The 17,349-nt window shown below is 73.6% G+C and carries 16 protein-coding genes; 10 read left to right on the top strand and 6 right to left on the bottom strand.

What is annotated here, in order from left to right:
• Nucleotides 1–55: 55 nt before the first annotated feature.
• The 3 genes from AC07DA_RS12030 to AC07DA_RS12020 are packed head-to-tail and all read left to right on the top strand — an operon-like array spanning nt 56 to nt 3,328.
• Entirely contained in the window at nt 56–1,393 is a 1,338-nt protein-coding gene (locus AC07DA_RS12030; RefSeq protein WP_479127051.1) for a sensor histidine kinase, read from the top strand.
• Nucleotides 1,390–2,055: a response regulator transcription factor gene (locus AC07DA_RS12025; RefSeq protein ID WP_351354571.1), complete on the top strand. Its 666-nt coding sequence runs from the start codon at nt 1,390–1,392 to the stop codon at nt 2,053–2,055. Before AC07DA_RS12030 ends, AC07DA_RS12025 begins: the two co-directional genes overlap by 4 nt.
• Before the next feature lie 52 nt (nt 2,056–2,107).
• Complete coding sequence (locus tag AC07DA_RS12020) at nt 2,108–3,328, top strand: cytochrome P450 (RefSeq protein WP_479127048.1); 1,221 nt, start codon at nt 2,108–2,110, stop codon at nt 3,326–3,328.
• A gap of 25 nt (nt 3,329–3,353) precedes the next feature.
• Here AC07DA_RS12020 and AC07DA_RS12015 read toward each other — a convergent pair whose 3' ends face one another.
• A complete protein-coding gene (locus tag AC07DA_RS12015; RefSeq protein ID WP_479127046.1) occupies nt 3,354–4,952 on the bottom strand; it encodes an ABC transporter permease in 1,599 nt (532 codons plus the stop codon).
• Nucleotides 4,949–5,845: an ABC transporter ATP-binding protein gene (locus AC07DA_RS12010; protein ID WP_479127044.1), complete on the bottom strand. Its 897-nt coding sequence runs from the start codon at nt 5,843–5,845 to the stop codon at nt 4,949–4,951. The genes AC07DA_RS12015 and AC07DA_RS12010 overlap by 4 nt, the downstream gene beginning before the upstream one ends.
• Before the next feature lie 74 nt (nt 5,846–5,919).
• Between AC07DA_RS12010 and AC07DA_RS12005 the strand changes: the two genes are divergently transcribed.
• Complete coding sequence (locus tag AC07DA_RS12005; protein ID WP_479127041.1) at nt 5,920–6,417, top strand: GbsR/MarR family transcriptional regulator; 498 nt, start codon at nt 5,920–5,922, stop codon at nt 6,415–6,417.
• 32 nt (nt 6,418–6,449) lie between these two features.
• Here the strand turns inward: AC07DA_RS12005 and AC07DA_RS12000 are convergent, their stop codons facing one another.
• Nucleotides 6,450–7,316 (bottom strand): diacylglycerol kinase family protein, encoded by an 867-nt coding sequence (locus AC07DA_RS12000; RefSeq protein ID WP_479127039.1) that lies wholly within the window; start codon nt 7,314–7,316, stop codon nt 6,450–6,452.
• 186 nt (nt 7,317–7,502) lie between these two features.
• On the opposite strand from AC07DA_RS12000, the gene AC07DA_RS11995 reads away from it, so the two are divergent.
• Together AC07DA_RS11995 and AC07DA_RS11990 are read left to right on the top strand one after the other, a co-directional pair.
• Nucleotides 7,503–8,786 carry an adenylosuccinate synthase gene (locus AC07DA_RS11995; RefSeq protein ID WP_479127037.1) on the top strand — a complete coding sequence of 428 codons (1,284 nt, stop codon included), beginning with the start codon at nt 7,503–7,505 and terminating at the stop codon, nt 8,784–8,786.
• A gap of 143 nt (nt 8,787–8,929) precedes the next feature.
• On the top strand, nt 8,930–9,223 hold the full coding sequence (locus AC07DA_RS11990; protein WP_479127035.1) for a hypothetical protein: 294 nt from the start codon (nt 8,930–8,932) through the stop codon (nt 9,221–9,223).
• A gap of 9 nt (nt 9,224–9,232) precedes the next feature.
• Here the strand turns inward: AC07DA_RS11990 and AC07DA_RS11985 are convergent, their stop codons facing one another.
• The 3 genes from AC07DA_RS11985 to AC07DA_RS11975 form a co-directional block, all read right to left on the bottom strand.
• Entirely contained in the window at nt 9,233–9,883 is a 651-nt protein-coding gene (locus tag AC07DA_RS11985) for a hypothetical protein (protein WP_479127033.1), read from the bottom strand.
• A gap of 122 nt (nt 9,884–10,005) precedes the next feature.
• Nucleotides 10,006–10,701 (bottom strand): GntR family transcriptional regulator, encoded by a 696-nt coding sequence (locus tag AC07DA_RS11980; RefSeq protein ID WP_479127316.1) that lies wholly within the window; start codon nt 10,699–10,701, stop codon nt 10,006–10,008.
• Nucleotides 10,702–10,817: 116 nt separating this feature from the next.
• Nucleotides 10,818–12,173 (bottom strand): aminotransferase class III-fold pyridoxal phosphate-dependent enzyme, encoded by a 1,356-nt coding sequence (locus AC07DA_RS11975; RefSeq protein WP_479127031.1) that lies wholly within the window; start codon nt 12,171–12,173, stop codon nt 10,818–10,820.
• 161 nt (nt 12,174–12,334) lie between these two features.
• On the opposite strand from AC07DA_RS11975, the gene AC07DA_RS11970 reads away from it, so the two are divergent.
• From AC07DA_RS11970 to AC07DA_RS11955, 4 genes are all read left to right on the top strand, one after another.
• Nucleotides 12,335–12,952, top strand: a complete 618-nt coding sequence (locus AC07DA_RS11970; protein ID WP_479127029.1) for a DJ-1/PfpI family protein — start codon at nt 12,335–12,337, stop codon at nt 12,950–12,952.
• Entirely contained in the window at nt 12,949–13,407 is a 459-nt protein-coding gene (locus tag AC07DA_RS11965; RefSeq protein ID WP_479127027.1) for a MarR family winged helix-turn-helix transcriptional regulator, read from the top strand. Before AC07DA_RS11970 ends, AC07DA_RS11965 begins: the two co-directional genes overlap by 4 nt.
• Nucleotides 13,408–13,486: 79 nt before the next feature.
• A complete protein-coding gene (locus tag AC07DA_RS11960) occupies nt 13,487–15,709 on the top strand; it encodes a serine/threonine-protein kinase (protein WP_479127025.1) in 2,223 nt (740 codons plus the stop codon).
• 60 nt (nt 15,710–15,769) lie between these two features.
• Entirely contained in the window at nt 15,770–17,167 is a 1,398-nt protein-coding gene (locus tag AC07DA_RS11955; RefSeq protein WP_479127023.1) for a M20/M25/M40 family metallo-hydrolase, read from the top strand.
• Nucleotides 17,168–17,349 lie beyond the last annotated feature (182 nt).

Here is a 17,349-nt window from a genome sequence, read left to right as displayed (position 1 = left end):
GAACCCCTCTCACTGGGGACGACCGCGACCCCGGCGGGCGCCTACCGTTCTGTACGTGACCGAGACGACTCACCTGCAGACCACGCCGCCGGGGGCCGGGGCCAAGCCGCGCAGCCCGGAGTTCCGGCTGGCCGCGGACGCCCTGCGCGGACTGCGGCAGGACCTGATCCATGACGCGTTCGCCTACCGCCTGCTGCCGCGCATGCGCGTCGACGGCCCCGTGACCAGGCGGCTGCCCGGGCGGCTGCGGGAGTACGCGGCGTGGACACCGCACGCGCTGATCTGCGCGGCAGCCCTGCTCACCCTGGCCATCGCCACGGTCGACCAGGGAGTGGCCCTGGCGCTCGGCCTGCTCGCGGTGGTCCCCGTCCTGCTGACCATGGTCCGGCCGATCGGGGCGTTCTGGTTGTCCCTGGCGGCCACCCCGCTCGCCGTTCCGTTCGGCGACCCGTGGGGCGACTGGCCGTGGCTGCCGGGCAGCTTCGCCTGCCACCTGACGGTGCTGACCGTCGTGGCCATCCGCACCCGGCCGCGCACGGCCGCGTGGATGTGGGCGCTGACCGCGCTCTACGGCATCCTCGCCGAGACGCTCTTCGGCTCCGCGGGCCGCTACGGCGCCAACACCGGCCCCATGCTGGTCGTCTCCGCGTTCGTCCTCCTCGCCGTCACCGTCTGGCACGTCCGGCGCGACGCCGAGCAGGAGGTCACCGCCCAGCAGACGGTCACCGCGCACGAGCGGTCCCGGCGCACGCTGCTGGAGGAGCGCACCACGATCGCCCGCGAGCTGCACGACGTGGTGGCCCACCACATGTCGGTGGTCGCCATCCAGGCGGAGGCCGCCCCCTACCGGGTGGAGAACCCGCCGCCGGAGCTGGAGAAGGCGTTCGCCACGATCCGGGAGAACGCGGTCGCGGCGCTGACCGAGCTGCGCCGCGTCCTGGGCGTCGTCCGCGCCGAGGACTACGAGGCGCCGGACGCCCCGCAGCCCACCCTCGCCGACCTGGAGGGACTGCTGGCCAATGTGCGGGACGCCGGGCTGAACGTGGAGAAGGTCGTGACCGGGGCGGTGCGGGAGCTGCCGCAGGGCGTGGAGCTGTCGGCGTACCGGATCGTGCAGGAAGCACTGAGCAACAGCCTGCGGCACGCCCCGGGCGCGACCGCCCGCGTGGAGATCGGGTACGTGCTCGGCGGTCTGGGCCTGCGCATAGTCAACGGCCCGCCGCCCAGCCCGGGCCTGATCAAGCCCTCGCCCGGTGCCGGGCACGGCATCACCGGCATGCGCGAGCGGGTGGCGATGCTGAACGGCGAGATGACGGTGGGCGGCACGGACGACGGAGGCTACGAGGTGACGGTGTTCCTGCCGGTCGCCCTGCCGGACGAGGATGACGCATGACCATCCGCGTACTGATCGCGGACGACCAGATGATGGTGCGCGAGGGCTTCTCGGTCCTGCTGAACGCGATGCCGGACATCGAGGTCGTCGGCGAGGCGGTGAACGGCCGGGAGGCCGTCGCCAAGGTCCGCGAGCTCGCCCCGGACGTCGTGCTCATGGACATCCGCATGCCCGAGCTGAACGGCATCGAGGCGACCCGTGAGATCGTCGCCGCCGACGGCGCGGCGAAGGTGCTGGTGCTCACGACGTTCGACCTCGACGAGTACGTGTACCAGGCGCTGCGCGCGGGAGCTTCCGGCTTCCTCCTCAAGGACGCCTCGGCCCGCCAGCTCGCGGACGGGGTGCGGGTCGTGGCCTCGGGGGAGGCGCTGCTGGCCCCCTCGGTGACCAGGCGCCTGATCACCGAGTTCTCCAAGCTCTCCGAGAAGCCGCGCCTGCTGCCCTCCGCGCAGGCGGCCTACGGCGACCTCACCGAGCGGGAGACGGAGGTGCTCGTGCTGATCGCGCAGGGCCTGTCCAACTCGGAGATCGCCGAGCGGCTGGTGGTGGCCGAGTCGACGATCAAGACGCACGTCAGCCGGATCCTGGTGAAGCTGGGTCTGCGGGACCGCACGCAGGCGGCGGTGTTCGCCTACGAGGCACGGCTGGTGACGCCGGGGTGACGCGGGGTGCCGCCCCTGGTCAGAGTGGGGTGGGGCGGGCTAGCGTCCGTTCATGGCAGCTGCTTCCGATCTCGGCTTCGACCCGTGGGACCCGGCCTTCCTCGCCGACCCGTACCCCGCCTACGCCGAGCTGCGTGCCCGGGGCCGGGTGCACTACTTCGAGCCCACGGACCAGTGGCTCGTCCCGCACCACGCGGACGTCTCGGCGCTGCTGCGCGACCGGCGCCTGGGGCGGACGTACCAGCACCGCTTCACGCACGAGGAGTTCGGCCGCACCCCGCCCCCGCCGGAGCACGAGCCGTTCCACACGCTCAACGACCACGGCATGCTCGACCTGGAGCCGCCGGACCACACCCGGATCCGCCGCCTGGTGTCGAAGGCGTTCACGCCGCGCACGGTGGAGCGGCTGAAGCCGTACGTGCGGGGCCTGGCGGACGAGCTCGCCGCCGGTCTGGTCGAGCGGGGCGGCGGCGACCTGCTGCAGGACGTCGCCGAGCCGCTCCCGGTCGCGGTGATCGCGGAGATGCTGGGCATCCCCGAGTCCGACCGGGCCCCGCTGCGCCCCTGGTCGGCGGACATCTGCGGGATGTACGAGCTGAACCCCTCGCGGGAGACGGCGGCGCGGGCGGTGCGGGCGTCGGTCGAGTTCTCCGACTACCTGCGCGAACTGATCGCGGCCCGCCGCGAGGAGCCGGGCGAGGACCTCGTCTCGGGCCTGATCGCGGCCCACGACGAGGGCGACCGCCTCACCGAGCAGGAGATGATCTCCACCTGCGTGCTGCTCCTCAACGCCGGGCACGAGGCGACGGTGAACGCCACGGTCAACGGCTGGTACGCGCTCTTCCGCAACCCCGCCCAGCTGGAGCTGCTGCGCACGGACCCCTCGCTCGTCCCCTCCGCGGTCGAGGAGCTGATGCGCTACGACACCCCGCTGCAGCTCTTCGAACGCTGGGTGCTGGACGAGATCGAGATCGCCGGCACGACGATCCCGCGCGGCGCGGAGATCGCCATGCTCTTCGGCTCGGCCAACCACGATCCGGAGGTCTTCGCCGACCCGGGCCGCCTCGACCTCGCCCGCGCCGACAACCCGCATATCTCCTTCAGCGCGGGCATCCACTACTGCATCGGCGCGCCCCTGGCCCGGATCGAGCTGGCGGCGTCGATGGGCGCGCTGCTGGAGGGGGCGCCGGCGCTGCGGCTCGCCGCCGAGCCGCAGCGGAAACCGAACTTCGTGATCAGGGGGCTGGAGGGGCTCAGCGTGGAAGTGGGCTGATCGTGGCCGGGCGGGGCCTGCCGTGTCACACCGCCAGGTTCCGCCTGCGCAGCCCGGCCAGTCCCGCGGCGACCAGGACCACCGCCAGCGCCGTCAGCACTCCCACGGGCCCCCACTCCATCTCCCCGCCGGGCAGCTTCGGCAGATGACCGAACGGTGAGACGTCCAGCACCGCCTGCGGCACGTCCAGCGCGGGACCCACCCAGCCGACGAGCAGGACCGCCCCGGCGATGCCCCAGGCCGCCGTCGCCGCCCGGGGCAGCACACCGTGCAGGAGCACCGTCACCGCGCCGATCACCCACACCGCCGGCACCTGCACCAGGCACGCGGCCAGGATCGGTCCGGTCCGCCGTCCGTAGCCGGCGGCGAGGCCGAGACCGGCCAGGAGCATGATCAGGGCGGCGCCGCCGAAGGCGATGACCAGGTGCCCGGCGGCCCAGCGCAGGCGGCCCACCGCGTTCGCCAGGACGGGTTCCGCCCGGCCCGAGGTCTCCTCGCCGTGCAGGCGGAGGACCGAGGCGACGATGTACAGGGCCGCGATCAGCCCCAGCATGCCGACCATCGACGCCAGGAAGGCGTCGGTCAGACCGGATCGGCCGCCCATCCGCTCGATGATCCTGCGGGCGTTGTCGTTGTCGCCGACCAGGTCGGCCGCGCTCTCGGCCATGCCGCCGTAGACGACTCCGGCGAGGAGGAAGCCGACGCTCCAGCCGAGCACGGCGCCCCGCTGCAGCCGCCAGGCCAGCGCGCCCGGGCCGCCCAGCCGGCCACCCGCCGGGCCGGGCCGGGTCGGCAGGAAGCTCATGCCGATGTCGCGGCGGCCGGCCAGGACGTAGGCCACCGTCCCCTGGAGCAGCGCGGCCGCGGCGGGCAGGGCCAGCACCCACCAGCGTTCACCGGCGTAGGGGCGCAGGTTCTCCAGCCAGCCCAGTGGCGACAGCCAGGTGAGGACCGAGGAGCCGTCGTCGGTCGCCGAGTCGCCCGCCGCGCGCAGGACGAACGCGGCGCCCAGCACCGCCGCCGTCAGGCCACGGGCCAGCCGGGCGCTCTCCGTCAGCTGCGCGACGATCGCCGCCATCGTGGCGAAGACCATGCCGACGCCCGCGATGCCGAGCGCGAGGGCCAGCGCGCCGGTCACCCCCTGGCCGGCCAGGCCGGCCGTCAGCAGCACGGCCAGCGTCCCGTTCGCGACCGCCGCCGCCAGCAGGGCCGCCGTCAGGGAGGCCCGGCGGCCCACCATCCCGGACGCCACCAGCTCCTGCCGGCCGCTCTCCTCCTCGTCCCGGGTGTGCCGTACGACGACGAGCAGGCTCATGACGGCTGCGAGGGCACCGGCGTAGACGCCGGCCCGCCAGGCCGTCAGGGCGCCCAGGGAGTCGCCGAAGACCGGGCCGACCATGGCGCGCAGCGAGGAGTTGGTCTCCATCTGGCGGATCAGTGCGGCGCGCTCGGCCGGGGTGCCGTACAGGCCCTCCAGGGTGCTCGGCATGGAGAGGACCATGAGCGCGTTCACCGCGATCCACACCGGGATCAGCAACCGGTCGCGGCGCAGCGCGAACCGCAGCAGCGTGCCGGTCCCGGCCAGCTGGCGGGTGCCGCCGGACCGGACCGCGAGGGTCGTCATCGGGTGGCTCCCTCGTCCTGGTAGTGGCGCAGGAACAGCTCCTCCAGCGTGGGCGGCGTCGACGTCAGCGACCGCACGCCCGACGCGGTCAGCGAGCGCAGGACGCCGTCCAGCCGGTCGGTGTCGACCTGGAGCCTGACGCGGCGCCCCTGCACGTCGAGGTCGTGCACGCCCGGCAGGCCGGCCAGTCCGTTCGGCGGGCCCGCCAGTTCGGCGACCACGCTGGTGCGGGTGAGATGACGCAGGTCGGCGAGGGACCCGCTCTCGACCGTGCGGCCCTTGCGGATGATGCTCACCCGGTCGCACAGCTCCTCCACCTCGCTGAGGACGTGGGAGGAGAGCAGGACGGTGCGGCCCCGGTCGCGCTGCTCGGCGACGCACCTCTGGAAGACCTCCTCCATCAGCGGGTCCAGCCCCGAGGTGGGCTCGTCCAGGATCAGCAGGTCGGCGTCCGAGGCGAACGCGGCGACCAGGGCGACCTTCTGCCGGTTGCCCTTGGAGTAGGTGCGGCCCTTCTTGGTGGGGTCGAGTTCGAACCGCTCGATCAGCTCCGCCCGGCGCCGGGGGTCCAGACCCCCGCGCAGCCGGCCGTAGAGGTCGATGACCTCGCCGCCGGAGAGGTTGCGCCACAGCGTCACGTCGCCGGGGACGTAGGCGATGCGGCGGTGCACCTCCACCGCGTCCGTCCACGGGTCCCTGCCCAGCACCTGGGCGGCACCGGAGTCGGCGCGCAGCAGGCCGAGCAGGACGCGGATGGCGGTGGACTTGCCGGCGCCGTTGGGACCGAGGAAGCCGTGGACCTCACCGGAGGCGACGTCCAGGTCGAGCCCGTCGAGCGCGTGGGTCCGTCCGAAGGACTTGTGGAGTCCGGAGACGGTGATGGCCTTCGTCATGCTTCAGAAAGTACGTTGACTTCAGAAACTTGTGAAGTTAAGGAAGCATATGAATCGCGGATAGGATGAGCCGCATGACGGAATCAGCGGGGAGCGGCCGGGACGCGGAGGCCGTGTCGCGGTTCGTCGAGTCCTTCGCGGCGCAGCTCGTCGAGGCAGGAATGGCGCGGATGCCCGCCCGGGTCTTCGCCGCGCTCCTCTCCTCCGACGAGGGTGTGATGACCGCCGCCGAACTGGGGGAGCAGCTGCGCATCAGCCCCGCGGCGGTGTCCGGGGCGGTGCGCTACCTGGCCCAGCAGCACATGGTCTCGCGGGAGCGGGAACCCGGGTCGCGCCGGGAGCGCTACCGGATGCACGGCGACCAGTGGTACGAGGCCCTGACCAACCGGGAAGCCGTCATCAAGCGCTGGGAGGGCGCCCTGCGCGAGGGCGTCACCAGCCTCGGCGCCGACACCCCGGCCGGCCGCCGGATGGCCGAGACGCTGGCGTTCTTCGAGTTCGTCGAGGCGGAGGTCGGCGCGATGATGGAACGCTGGCGCACGCACCGGGAGAAGACGTTCGGCCCGGGATGAGGCCGGAACCGGGAGTGGGGAGGGCCCGAGGGCTACGCCCCCGCCGGCAGGGTCAGGCTCCAGGCCCCTTCCCGTACCACCCACGTGCGCGTGCGCACGGGGCCCGACACCACCGCGTCCGCCCGGTAGCGGAAGTGCGCCCCCGAGACGGTCACCGTCCGGCCCTCCGCGAGCAGGGGTGAGGCCTCCGCGCCCACCGACACCGGCCTGACCTCGACCGACGCGGTCCCGTCGGCGCCCGGTGACACCGACACCGCCTCCACCGGCTGGTTCAGGTCGACGAGGGTCTCCCCGTCCACCTCGACGCGCAGCCGGGACGGCCCCGGCTCGGGCGCGGCGGCGAGCCGGGAGGGGCGGGCGGCGGGGACCAGGGTGCGCACCAGGGACTGGCAGGTGCGCAGCCAGGGGCGGCCCGGTTCGGCGCCCTCGGGCTCCGCCTCCCCCGGCGCGGCCGTCACCGGCGGTATGCGCAACGCACCCAGCACCACCCCGTCGCTGTCGTCGACCAGCAGGTCCATCCGCCGCTCCACCCCGTCCAGCACGGCCCGCGCCGCCGCCACCGTGTCCGTCGGCACGCCCAGCGACCGGGCGAGGGAGAGGGCGCCCCCGACGGGCACCACCGACAGCGCGCATCCGGCCAGCTCCCGGTGCCGGTGCAGCAGGGACACGGCACGGATCAGGGCCCGGTCGTCGCCCACCACCACCGGGCGCCGCGAGCCCCGGCGGCGCAGGGCCCGCGCGAACTCCTCCGGGCCGTCCGGCAGGCACAGCTTCATCGCCGCACCCGCTCCGAGCACGTCTTTCGCGATCCGTACGGACTCGCCGTCCGACCGGCGGGCGCCCGGGTCGACCACCACCAGCAGCTGCTCGGACGTCGCGGAAGTCGCCACCTCGGCCATGCCTCGCTTCCTCGGGTAGCATCTTTGTGCAAGAGCCCCTTGCGCTATTGCGCCAGGGGCTTCGTCTATTCCGGGGCATCCGGTCCGACGGTTGGCGGCCAACGGCGGTCGCGGTGCACGCGGCTGCAGACGCTCCGCGTTCGCCCTCGACCATGGACATGCCCCGCCCGGAAGGGGTGTACGCGCGTGCCCGCACTCGTGCTGCTCGGTGCTCAGTGGGGTGACGAAGGCAAGGGAAAGGCGACGGACCTGCTGGGCGGATCCGTCGACTACGTGGTGCGTTACCAGGGCGGTAACAACGCAGGCCACACGGTGGTCGTGGGCGACCAGAAGTACGCCCTCCACCTGCTCCCTTCCGGAATCCTGTCCCCCGGCTGCACGCCGGTCATCGGAAACGGCGTCGTCGTCGACCCGTCGGTCCTGCTCTCCGAGCTGAGCGGGCTGAACGAGCGAGGCGTCGACACGTCCAAGCTCCTCATCAGCGGAAACGCGCACATCATCACGCCGTACAACGTGACGGTGGACAAGGTGACCGAGCGCTTCCTCGGCAAGCGGAAGATCGGCACCACCGGGCGCGGTATCGGCCCGACCTACGCCGACAAGATCAACCGCGTCGGCATCCGGGTGCAGGACCTCTACGACGAGTCCATCCTCACCCAGAAGGTCGAGGCGGCCCTCGACGTCAAGAACCAGGTCCTCACCAAGCTGTACAACCGGCGCGCGATCGCCGTGGACCAGGTGGTCGAGGAGCTGCTGGGCTACGCCGACAAGCTCGCCCCGTACGTCGCCGACACCGTCCTGGTCCTCAACCAGGCGCTGGAGGAGGACAAGGTCGTGCTGTTCGAGGGCGGCCAGGGCACGCTGCTCGACATCGACCACGGCACGTACCCCTTCGTCACCTCCTCCAACCCGACCGCGGGCGGCGCCTGCACCGGCGCGGGCGTGGGCCCGACGAAGATCAGCCGGGTCATCGGCATCCTCAAGGCGTACACCACCCGCGTCGGGGCCGGCCCCTTCCCGACCGAGCTGTTCGACGAGGACGGCGAGGCGCTGCGGCGCATCGGCGGCGAGCGCGGTGTCACCACCGGCCGTGACCGCCGCTGCGGCTGGTTCGACGCGGTCATCGCCCGCTACGCGACCCGCGTGAACGGCCTGACCGACTTCTTCCTCACCAAGCTCGACGTGCTCACCGGCTGGGAGCAGATCCCGGTCTGCGTCGCGTACGAGATCGACGGCAGGCGCGTCGAGGAGCTGCCCTACTCCCAGACCGACTTCCACCACGCCAAGCCGGTCTACGAGATGCTCCCGGGCTGGAACGAGGACATCTCGAAGGCGAAGACCTTCGCCGACCTGCCGAAGAACGCGCAGGCGTACGTCAAGGCGCTGGAGGAGATGTCCGGCGCCCCGATCTCCGCGATCGGCGTGGGCCCGGGCCGGGACGAGACGATCGAGATCAACTCCTTCATCTGACGCACCCCGGTCTCCCCGCGTCCGCCGGCCGCCCCCGTTCCGCACGGGGGCGGCCGGCGTCCTTCCGCAGGAAGGGGTGGCGGGACCGGGCATAGGCTGAAATCCACACCCCGCGTGCGTCGACGTAAAAGAAGGTGAGTGCGATGCGCGTACTGCTCAAGGCGTCCATGGACACCGAGAAGGCCAACGAGTACATCCGCAACGGCACCATGGGCAAGCTGCTCCAGGAGTCACTGGAACAGATGCGGCCCGAAGCGGCCTACTTCACCTCCGACCACGGCAAGCGCACCGCCTTCCTGGTCTTCGACATGCAGGACAGCTCCCAGATGCCGGTGATCGCCGAGCCCTTCTTCCTCCAGCTGGGCGCGGAGGTCACCTTCATGCCGGTGATGAACGTCGACGACGTGCAGAGAGGCCTGTCCCAGCTGGGCCGCTGAGCCGCCGGCTCAGCTGAAGACGATCATCGAGCCCTGCGCCAGGCTGCGGGTCACGGCCGCGTGCAGGCCCAGCCAGACGTGCCGTTCGCGGGCGAACGGGCTGGGATCGTACGGGGCCGGAACGGCGGGCTCCTCCAGCTCCGTGGGGGCGAGCGGCGGCTGGGGGGCCGCCGGCGGGTTGGCCGGGTCGATGCCGATCGCGGGGGCGACCACCTCCAGCTCCCGCAGCAGGGCGTGCGAGGAGCCCAGCGGACCGCCGCCCGCGAGGAGGTCGTCGTCGGCGAGCGGGCTGGGGAAGTCGACCGGGACGTAGGCGCCCGCGTGGTCGTAGTGCCAGACCAGGTGCGACTGCTGGGCCGTGGACTCGAACATCTCCAGCAACTGCTCGTAGTCCCCGCCCAGTTCGTCCACCGGTGTCACCGGCAGGCCGCACACCTGGAGCAGGTAGGCGCGGCGCAGGAAGTGCAGCGCGTCGTAGTCGAAGCCCGCGACCGGCGCGACGTCGCCGGACAGGCCCGGCATGTACTGGTACACCGGCACCGGCGGCAGCCCGGCCTCGGCGAGCACCTTGTTGTATTGCGCGAGTTCCTCGGCGAAGGGGTTGTCCGGCGTGTGGCACAACACGTCGACGAGCGGTACCAGCCACAGATCACAGGCCAAAGAAGGCTCCTCGCTCAGCGCGGTGGTCGGGTAGCACGGTGGTCAGGGAAGAGTAGCGGTGCGGCACGGCCGCGGCTCCTGCCGTGCATGTCCCATACCCATACGGACACACGCGACGCAGGTCATCCGGAGGCAAGACGCTCGATCAGGTCGAGCGAGTGGGTGTTGTAGCCGGCGATGATCGCCCGAGCCGTGTCGGTGTCGCGGGCACCCAGGGCGTCCACCAGTTCGGTGTGGCCCGCCCACAACTCGCCGCGCAGGTCACCGAGGCGGCGCAGGTACTGCACCGCGCACACCCAGGTCCGCACGCGCAGCCGGTGCAGGAAGTCGGCGAGGTAGGGGTTGCCGAAGACCGCGGCGAGCTCGCGCCAGAAGCGCAGGTCGTAGCCGATGAGCACGGTCAGGTCGCCGGCCGCGGCGGCCCGCTGGGCCTCCTCGCCGCGCCGCCGCACCCCGGCCAGGGCGGCCGCCACGCGGGGGTCGTCGGTCCGTATGGAGGCGCGCTGCCCGGTGATCAGGGCGTGGAACATCCCCTCGATGACCAGGTCGCGGGCCTCGATCATGCCGCGGAAGTCCTCGACCGAGTACTCGTGCACCCGGAAGCCGCGGTGCTGGTCCGCCTCCAGCAGCCCCTGGGCGGAGAGGTCGACCAGCGCCTCCCGGACCGGCGTGGCGGAGACGCCGTACTGCTCGGCGATCTCCTTGACCGTGAACTCCTGCCCCGGCTGGAGCCGCCCGGCGAGCACCTCGTCCCGGAGGGCGTCGGCGATCTGCTGGCGCAGGGTGCTGCGCGTCACGGCGCCGGTGCTGCCGGGCATGGTCAGGGCGTCTCCCTCGTCGCGTCGGGTGGCGTGCGCGTACATGTCTACGGGCACGCCACCTTACGCGTTCGAACAGGACGCGAGAATGTCTGTTACTGACGGGTTTACAGCTCTTACGCGGTGTACTCGTCGGCCACCGAGAGTGCCGAGTCCAGCACCGCCAGGCCCTCCTTCAGCTCCGCCTCGCCGACCGTGAGGGGCGGCACCACGTGCGTGCGGTTCATGTTCACGAACGGCCACAGCCCGCCCGCCTTGGCGGCGGCGGCGAAGGCGGCCATCGGCGCGTTCGCCTCCCCGGCCGCGTTGTACGGCACCAGCGGCTCGCGGGTGCCGCGGTCGCGCACCAGCTCCAGCGCCCAGAACATGCCCACGCCGCGCACCTCGCCGACGCTCGGGTGCCGCTCGGCGAGCGCCCGCAGCTCCGGTCCGACGACGGACGCGCCCAGCCGGGCCGCGTTCTCGACCACGCCCTCCTCCGCCATGACCTCGATCGTCGCGACGGCGGCGGCGCACGCCAGCGGGTGCCCGGAGTACGTCAGGCCACCGGGGTAGGGCCGCCTGCCGAACGTCTCCGCGATCGCGCCGGAGATCGCCACCCCGCCCAGCGGCACATAGCCGCTGTTCACGCCCTTGGCGAAGGTCAGCAGGTCGGGCGTGACGCCGAACAGGTCGGCGGCGAACCACTCGCCCGTCCGCCCGAACCCGGCCATCACCTCGTCCAGGACGAACACGATCCCGTGCTTGTCGCAGAGCTCGCGCACCCCGGCCAGGTAACCGGGCGGCGGGACCATGATCCCGGCGGTGCCCGGGACGGTCTCCAGGATGATCGCCGCGATCGTCGACGGCCCCTCGAAGGCGATCGTCGTCTCCAGGTGTTCCAGCGCCCGCGCGCACTCCTGCTCCTCGGTCTCCGCGTAGAAGCGGGAGCGGTAGAGGTAGGGCGCCCAGAAGTGCACGACCCCGGCCGTGCCGCTGTCGGAGGCCCAGCGGCGCGGGTCGCCGGTGATGTTCACGGCCTGCTGCGTGCCGCCGTGGTACGAGCGGTAGGCCGACAGCACCTTCGGGCGGCCCGTGTGCAGCCGGGCCATCCGGACGGCGTGCTCGACGGCGTCGGCGCCGCCGTTGGTGAAGAAGATCTTGTCCAGGTCGCCCGGGGTCCGCTCGGCGATCAGCCGGGCCGCCTCCGAGCGCGCCTCGACGGCGAACGCCGGCGCGAACGTGGCCAGCCGTCCCGCCTGCTCCTGGATCGCGGCGACGACCTTGGGGTGCTGGTAGCCGACGTTGGTGTAGACGAGCCCGCTGGAGAAGTCGAGGTAGCGCCGGCCGTCGTAGTCCCAGAAGTACGACCCCTCGGCACCGGCGACGGCGAGCGGGTCGATGAGCTCCTGGGCGGACCAGGAGTGGAACACGTGGGCACGGTCGGCGGCCTTCACGGCGGCGCCGGCTTCGGGGTTCGGCTGAGGGGTCATGCGGGCGAGCGTAGGCGCGGGGGAGCGGGCGGTGGTATCGGCGGCCTGTCGGGCGTCGGCCCCATTCCGCGACAGGTTGTCCATGCCGGGCCCGATCGATTGACAGCATCCTGTCGAGATGCCAGGATGCTGTCATAAGGCACAGGGTCCGAGGAGGAACCATGAACGCCACCGCAGACCGCAAGCCCGTCCACCTCGCCGTCTACGACACCTTCGCCGACTGGGAGACCGGCCACGCCACGGCCCACCTCGCCCGCGCCGGCCACGAGATCCGCACCGTCGGTCCGTCAACCGCCCCGGTCGCCAGCATCGGCGGCCTGCGCGTCCAGCCCGGCCTGGCCCTGGCCGACCTGCGCCCCGAGGACAGCAGCCTGCTGATCCTCCCGGGCGCCGACCTCTGGGACACGTCCGGTGACCTCGCGCCCTTCGCCCGCAAGGCCCGCACCTTCCTGGAGGCGGGCGTCCCGGTCGCCGCGATCTGCGGGGCCACCGCCGGACTGGCCAGGGAAGGCCTGCTCGACGACCGGGCCCACACCAGCGCGGTCTCCTTCTACCTGGCCGCGACCGGCTACGCGGGCGGCGACCGCTACGTCGAGACCGACGCCGTCACCGACGCTGGCCTGGTCACGGCCGGCCCCACCGAGCCCGTCGCGTTCGCCCGGGAGGTCCTCCGGCTGCTCGGGGTGTACGAGGGCGAGGTGCTGGACGCCTGGTACCGGCTCTTCCACGACTCCGACGCCTCGGCGTACGCGGTGCTGGAGAAGGCCGGGGCGCTGTGAGCCGGGAACGCCAGGAGCTGCTCAGCCGCAGCGCCCTCGGGGTGTTCCGGCTGAACGGCCAGTTCCTCGCCGTCGCGGAGGACCTGGCCCGGCCGGCCGGGCTCACCGCCGCCTGGTGGCAGGTGCTCGGCGCGGTCCTCGGCGAGCCGCTGCCCGTCTCGGGCATCGCCCGCGCCATGGGGATCACACGGCAGAGCGTGCAGCGCATCGCCGACCTGCTGGTGGAGCGGGGGCTGGCCGAGTACCGGCCGAACCCGGCGCACCGCCGGGCCAAGCTCCTCGCTCCGACCGAGGAGGGCCGCGCGGCCGTCGCCCGTATCGGCCCCGGGCACGCGGCCTTCGCCGACCGGCTGGCCGAGGCGTTCGGGGAGGCGGAACTGGCGGAGGCGGTCCGCGTGCTGGAGCGGCTGGCGCAGGTGCTCGACGCGTCCGGCCCGCCTGTTACGGAACCGTAGACGTCTCCCAGGTCACCCGGCCCCCGCCCCGCACTATTCTCGGTCTGTTGCTCGCGTGTGGGGGGAAGGCGGCTGAGCGATGGAGACGTTGGGGCCGGGGGATCCGCAGGGCATCGGTGCCTATCGGCTGCTGGCGCGGCTCGGTGCGGGCGGCATGGGGCACGTGTACCTGGCCCGCTCGGAGCGGGGCCGCACCGTCGCCGTGAAGCTGGTCCGCGAGGAGCTGGCCGCGCAGGAGGAGTTCCGCGAGCGGTTCCGGCAGGAGGTGCGGGCCGCCCGGCGGGTCGGCGGGTACTGGACGGCTCCGGTGCTGGACGCCGACACCGAGGCCGCGGTGCCGTGGGTCGCCACCGGGTACGTCGCCGGACCGAGCCTGCAGCAGGTCGTCGGGCACGACCACGGGGCGCTGCCCGAGCGGACCGTGCGCATCCTCGCGGCCGGTCTCGCCCACGCGCTCAAGGACATCCACGCCGCCGGCATCGTCCACCGCGACCTCAAGCCGTCCAACGTGCTGGTCACCATCGACGGCCCGCGCGTCATCGACTTCGGCATCGCCCGCGCGCTGGAGACGGTGACCGACGGCGGGCTCACGCGCACCGGCGCGCTCGTCGGATCGCCCGGCTTCATGGCGCCCGAGCAGGTGCGGGGCGACCGCATCACCCCGGCCTGCGACGTCTTCTGCCTCGGCTCGGTCCTCGCCTACGCCGCCACCGGCAAGCTGCCGTTCGGCAGCGCCAACAGCGGCGTGCACGCCCTGATGTTCCGCATCGCCCAGGAGGAACCGGACCTGGAGGGCGTGCCGGAGGGCATCGCCGACCTGGTCCGCGACTGCCTGCGCAAGGACCCCGCCGCCCGTCCGGACCTCGACCACGTCCTGCGGCGCACGGGCGCGGACGACACCGTCTCCGACGGCCGCGCCCTCGACCCGTGGCTGCCGAGCGCACTGGTGGCCCAACTGGGGCGCCACGCGGTGCGGTTGCTGGACGCGGAGAACCCGGAGGGGGAGCCGGTATCGGGCGTGGGGGCGGGATCCCCGGCCCGGGCGGACGCGGGGGACGGGGCGCGTCCGGGGACCGGCGGTCCGGGGCGGGGCCCCGCTCCTGGACATGCCCCCGCGCCTGTGCCTGCCCCCGCTTCTGTGCCTGCCCCCGCTCCTGGACCGGCCGGCCGTCCGGACTCGGGACCTGCCGCTCCGCCCGCCGCCGTGGGCTCCGGCGCCGCTGCCGCCGCCGTCGGTGCCGCCGGTCCCGCGCACCCGTCCGGCGCTGCCGGTCCTGCCGGTGCCGCGGGTCCCGCGGATCCCTCCGCCTCCGGCCCCGCCCCTTCGGCCGTCCCCGCAGGCCCCGGCCCCACCCCGGAGCACGCCCCCGCCGCCGACGCGTCCGGGCCCGTTCCGCCGGTGCCCGGCACCGTTCCGGGCCCGCCCCCGCCGGGCGCGCCGGGCTCCGGGGCGCCGCTGAACCACCTGCCCACCGTGGCCGCGGGCCAGGGCCAGGGCATCCCCGCACCCGCGCCGCCGGCCCCGGCCGCGTCCCCCGGCCCGGGCGTCCCGCCCCACACCCACACGCCCCCACCCCCGTACCCGGCCCCCTACCCGGCCTACGGCCACCCGCAGCAGCACCCCCAGCCCGGCGCCGCGAGCGGTGCGTCGTACCCCGGTCACGGCGGACTCGGCTCCACCCCGCCCTACGGGCCGCCGCCCTACGGCCCGGTCCCGCCGTACGGCCCGGGGCAGGAGCCGCACGGGCGCGACGGCCGGTCCACCGCGCTGCTCGTCGTGATCGCCCTGGTCGTCGCGCTCGCGGCGGGCGGGACGGTGTTCGCGCTGATGCAGGGCGGCGGGGACGGCAAGAACGGCCACGCGCAGCCCTCGCCGACCCGGAGCACCGGCGCACCGCCGACCACCCGGGGCCCCTCGCCGACGGCCTCCGCCTCCCCGGCGGACGGCACGGTCCCGACGGCGTACCTCGGCACCTGGACCACCACCATCGACAACGCCGACGGACAGCACACCCGCCGGCTCACCCTCCGGCAGGGCGAGCCGGGCGACGCGGTGCTGTCCCTCGTGGCGGACGGCCCGACCAAGGGCGGCGGCACCTACCACTGCGTCTTCGAAGGGGAACTGGCCGCCGCCCCCGACGCCGGCGGCCCGCTGCGGATCGGCCCCTCCACCGTGACCGTGGGGCAGCCGCGCACGGCCTGCACCCCGGGCGCCGCCACCGAGATCACCGTCCTTGCGGACGGGACCCTGCAGCGCACCAACACCAGCAGCGGGGAACGGCTGACGTACACGAGGCAGTGACGAACTTCCCTGTCACGGCGCATGCTTGACGGGTCGGCACCCCCAGCCCCGGGAGGATCCATGCGCCCCAGCAGGAGAACGGTCCTGACCGCGACGGCGGCGACCGCGGCGGCGGGCGGGGTGACGGGCCCGGCCGAGGCGGCGGCGCGGCCGGACCCCGGCCGTCCCCCGGCGACGGCCCAGCGCCCCACCCGCGAACTGCGCGCCCTGCTGCGGGAGATCGACCCGCGGCGCATCGAGGCGACCATCCACAGGCTGGTCTCCTTCGGCACCCGCCACACCCTCTCGTCCCAGGACGACCCGGTGCGCGGCATCGGCGCGGCCCGCGACTGGCTGCTGTCCGAACTCCGCTCGTACGCCGCCGCGTCCGGCGGCCGGATGACCGCGGAACTCCAGTCGTACGTCCAGCAGCCGGCCCCGCGCATCCCCACCGCCACCCGCATCACGAACGTCGTCGCCACACTGCGCGGCTCGGTCACTCCGGACCGCGTCTACGTCGTCGCCGGCCATTACGACTCCCGGGTCACGGACGTCATGGACGCCACGTCCGACGCGCCCGGAGCGGACGACGACGCCTCCGGCGTGGCCGTGGTCCTGGAGCTGGCCCGCGTGCTGGCCCGGCGCCGCCCGGCGTCGACCATCGTGTTCGCGGCGGTGGCGGGGGAGGAGCAGGGCCTGTACGGATCCGGCCACCTGGCACAGCTGTTGAAGACGGCCGGGACGGACGTCCAGGGCATGTTCACCAACGACATCGTCGGCAGTCCCACGGCGGACGACGGCACACGGGACCCGTACACGATCCGCCTGTTCGCGGAGGGCGTCCCGTCCTCGGAGACCCCCGAGCAGGCCGCGGTGCGGCGCTCGGTCGGCGGCGAGAACGACTCCGCGACCCGCCAACTGGCCCGGTTCGTACGCGACGTGGCCGACAACGACGCCACGGGCATGCGCGTCCGCGTGATCCACCGCCGCGACCGCTACCGCAGGGGCGGCGACCACATCCCGTTCCTCGAACGCGGTTACCCGGCGGCGCGCTTCACCGAGCCGGCCGAGGACTTCGCCCACCAGCACCAGGACGTGCGCGTGGACGGGACGGGCAAGCAGTACGGCGACCTGCCGGAGTTCTGCGACCCCGGCTTCACGGCGCGCGTGGCCCGGGTGAACGCGGCCGCCCTGTGGACGCTCGCCCAGGCCCCGGGCACACCGCGGGGCGCGAGGATCCTCACGTCCTCGCTGACGAACACGACGGAACTGGTGTGGAACCGGGGCCCGGAGCCCGACCTGGCGGGCTACGAGGTGGTGTGGCGGGAGACGACGTCGCCGGAGTGGACCCACGTGATCCCGGTGGGCGACGTGACGACCCACGAGGTGGACCTGTCGAAGGACAACGTGTTCTTCGGGGTGCGCGCGGTCGGCAGGTCGGGCCTGCGCAGCCCGGTCGCCTTCCCCGACCCGGCGTGAGCCTGACCGTCCCCGACCCTGCTCGAAGGCCCGGCCGCCCCGCCCCGGCCCCACCGGGTTCCGGCCGCCCCGGTCGTGACCGCGAGTTCCGGTCGTCCGCTCCTCACCGGTGCGCTCCGGCTGTCTCCGCCCTCAGCGGGGTGCCGGCCGGCCCGGGCCCGCCGACCGTCGAGTTCCGGCCG

The sequence above is a fragment of the Streptomyces sp. NPDC044921 genome (assembly GCF_056432865.1).
The sequence above is the reverse complement of the archived record's forward strand: the minus strand, read 5'-3'. Positions and strand labels throughout refer to the sequence as shown.

Coding starts and splice junctions, on each gene's coding strand:
- AC07DA_RS12025 (WP_351354571.1), top strand. CDS start 1,390: ATGACCATCCGCGTACTGATCGCGGACGACCAGATGATGGTGCGCGAG.
- AC07DA_RS12020 (WP_479127048.1), top strand. CDS start 2,108: ATGGCAGCTGCTTCCGATCTCGGCTTCGACCCGTGGGACCCGGCCTTC.
- AC07DA_RS12015 (WP_479127046.1), bottom strand. CDS start 4,952: ATGACGACCCTCGCGGTCCGGTCCGGCGGCACCCGCCAGCTGGCCGGG.
- AC07DA_RS12010 (WP_479127044.1), bottom strand. CDS start 5,845: ATGACGAAGGCCATCACCGTCTCCGGACTCCACAAGTCCTTCGGACGG.
- AC07DA_RS12005 (WP_479127041.1), top strand. CDS start 5,920: ATGACGGAATCAGCGGGGAGCGGCCGGGACGCGGAGGCCGTGTCGCGG.
- AC07DA_RS12000 (WP_479127039.1), bottom strand. CDS start 7,316: ATGGCCGAGGTGGCGACTTCCGCGACGTCCGAGCAGCTGCTGGTGGTG.
- AC07DA_RS11990 (WP_479127035.1), top strand. CDS start 8,930: ATGCGCGTACTGCTCAAGGCGTCCATGGACACCGAGAAGGCCAACGAG.
- AC07DA_RS11980 (WP_479127316.1), bottom strand. CDS start 10,701: ATGCCCGGCAGCACCGGCGCCGTGACGCGCAGCACCCTGCGCCAGCAG.
- AC07DA_RS11975 (WP_479127031.1), bottom strand. CDS start 12,173: ATGACCCCTCAGCCGAACCCCGAAGCCGGCGCCGCCGTGAAGGCCGCC.
- AC07DA_RS11970 (WP_479127029.1), top strand. CDS start 12,335: ATGAACGCCACCGCAGACCGCAAGCCCGTCCACCTCGCCGTCTACGAC.
- AC07DA_RS11960 (WP_479127025.1), top strand. CDS start 13,487: ATGGAGACGTTGGGGCCGGGGGATCCGCAGGGCATCGGTGCCTATCGG.
- AC07DA_RS11955 (WP_479127023.1), top strand. CDS start 15,770: ATGCGCCCCAGCAGGAGAACGGTCCTGACCGCGACGGCGGCGACCGCG.